This is a genomic window from Parabacteroides sp. AM08-6 (genome assembly GCF_003473295.1).
GTDB lineage: Bacteria > Bacteroidota > Bacteroidia > Bacteroidales > Tannerellaceae > Parabacteroides.
Genome location: NZ_QRMP01000064.1, coordinates 1 through 2,918 on the forward strand (window position 1 = coordinate 1; position 2,918 = coordinate 2,918).

A 2,918-nucleotide genomic window follows, 5' to 3' on the forward strand; every position below is an offset into this window, starting at 1 on the left:
TCCGTTGCAGCTGCTTTCAGTTCCAGACCTGTACGTTTGATGGCTGCGAACGGTTTAACGGCTGTTACCTTAGAAGCTTCGTCGTTCATCAAAGAAATCGTTACGTTCTTCGGAGCGTCTGCAAACTTATGGTAAGTATCTACTGTTTCTTCTACCAAGTCGAATGCCCAGTTGGTGATTTCGGTCGGACCTACTACTACGGCGTTACCGTTCTGGTCTACACCTACTTTCAAGGCGTCACAACGAGTACCTTCAGTAATCAATAAGAGTTCATACTGACCGGCTTTATCACTTGTACGACGGAATGCCAAACCGGCTTCAGAAGCTTCTGAAGGAATTGCCTTTTCAGCATCTTTCGTCAACAGAATTTGCAAACCATCTTCACTTGTGAAGAACAAGGTATCGCCATCGAAGTAAACTTCACCATTGTATGCGTTAGCTGCCAATCTGTTGTCTGCCAGTGGCTGAACATCCATATCTTTCAGTTTGAATACCAATGCTTTTTCAGCATCATCCGTCATTACTACAGAAGAGTCAGCCTTATTCATCGTCAGATAGAATGTAGTAGTCGGATTAGCGAAGTTTGTGGCAGTCAGTTTGTATGTCTGATGGGCGATAGCTTCTTCGCTCAGGTTCTTGTAGCCGGCAGGAGTACCTTCAACTTCTACAAGCTGAATAGTGTCGCCAGCTGCTTCATAGATACCTTCTTCTGCGTCTATTACATAGAATTTAGTATCTTTATATAATGTCTTCATCTCTTGAGCACCACCGAAGTCACGGTTTGCAATTGTGTATTCACTCTTTTCATCATCAGCTGCTGAAACAAACCACTGAGTAGAAGGAACGTTTGCATATACATTAGCAGACATAATATCAGAACATTCTGAAGTAGAAGTCATTACCTTATACGGTTTAGCTTCATCTTTCTTAGACATTGACTTCACATAATAAGCAGTGCCTTTTTCGAGTTGAGCAGTTTCACGTACAACCTGGTTGAATGTGATAACTGTGTTCTTCAACAGTTCTGCATAAAGAGCATCACTTTCTGCTGCTACAGATACTTCACGATGGTTGTTAGCCAATGTACGAAGTACTACAGAAGCAGGAACTATTCCCTCGGTTTGTTCTTCAGCACCCACTTGAGCTTCATCAAGTTCATCTGCAGGCTTTACACCCCAAACCCAAGTATTGATTAAGATTTCGTCTGCATCTACTTTCTGAGGATTAGCAACCAATTGGAATGTGTACAAGTTGATGGACTGACCGAAGTCTGCAACAACACCTAATTCCTTATTCTCCGGATTTACAAAGTCCAAAGTACCAACCTTGAAGCCATAATACTTTTCGTTCTTAGCGATATAGTTTGCGGTATCCACATACAGATAAGCTTGCTTACCGCCAATCAGGGAGTCTTTAATTGCAAGGGCATAATAGCCATTGGCAGCACCACCTTCTTCTGCAAGAACATCTGCTGAATGTCCGCCTTCAAGAAGCTTAGTTTTTTTAGCTTCCGCTGCAAGACCGTCTAATGCGGTAGCAATCGCTGTTCCATATTGTACATAAACAGAGCCAGATGTTTGTGCCAGCATAGCTAAATTTATATCATCTTCGCCTTCAAATGCAGGTACAGCAGCAGCTCCCTGGTATTGTTTAGCTAAATACGCATCCACAACCTTTTCGATAGAAGCATAAGATTTACCAAGATTCTTTGTTAATGTTTCCCAAGCTTTATCTGCTGCTTCCAATGCTTTATTGAAAGCTTCGACGTCTGCATCTTTCAACAGTGCTGCTTCTTCGCCCTTTATCTCCACAGCCTTAAAAGCAGTAACAGCAGCATCAAAAGCTTTACCAGCAGCACCTTCAGTTGTAAGTTTAGTCAAAGGTTTGTCATCAGTTCCACTTGTTGTACCTAAAGCTGCTATCACAGCATCAAGATCATTCTTATTGCCGGCTTTTGCAACCAAAGTTCCAACAAATTTGTTTGCCTTACCCCAAGCAATAGCAGCCTCTGCTTCAGCCTTAAAGGCACCCCAAGCTTCTTTTATAGCGGCATTTGCATCACCTGTAGCTTTTTTTGCATCAGCCAAAGCAGCATCATAAGTTTCTGTATCATATACAGCAGCAGAATACATATGTGGCAACTTTACAGCAACCAGCTTGTTATCCGTAAACGGATTACCGATTGTACTACCCAAAGTATCAGGAGTAAACTTCAATTGGAAAGCTTCAACATCGTCACCAGCTTTGTTCAGGTCATCTATACCTAAAGTTAATTTGTCGGCAGCTGCTTCAAGTTTAATTTTTACTTCTGTAACGTTAGTCTCATCCGGGAATTTCAACTCTGAAGTAGGAGTTTCCTGTTCAATCTTTTTAATCTTTATAGCACCATTAGAGACTGCTAAATAAAGTCCGGTAGATTTACCGCCGCTGTAAGAAACAGTCTGAAGATTAATACCGTCTGTTTCTACAGTCAAGTCGCCATCTTCATCAAACTTTACAGACGATTCATTAAAAGCAAAAGAACTTGTTCCACCTGTTGCCACATAAGCCGGTTTGGAATAATAAAAACTTTTGCCTGCTTCCGAAGCATTCGATAAACTTAATGTTTTACCGGCTTTGTTGATAAACTTCAAAACAACATATTTTGCACCGGTGGTCTCATTTGTAGCTTCTTTAGCTTCCAAACGCCAAAGAGATTTATTGTACTCAACCAAACCAGCAGTTACAGCCGGAGCCGGGATCAAAGCCAAACTATCTTTGGCAGTACCTTCTCCTTCACCAATAACTAAAACTTTACTTTCATCCACTTTCAACTGATAATAAACCGATGTATCGGTTTTATCCATTGTTGCCATGGCTGAAAAGCTACTACCCACCAGCAGGATGCCGGCTAAAAGTGTAGAAAACTTCTTGTTCAT

At 41.5% G+C, this 2,918-nt stretch carries 1 protein-coding gene; it reads right to left on the reverse strand.

Annotation, left to right across the window (positions count from 1 at the left end):
* Positions 1-2,918: hypothetical protein (locus tag DW103_RS18170; protein ID WP_158576717.1), on the reverse strand; the 2,918-nt coding region annotated here is incomplete at both ends.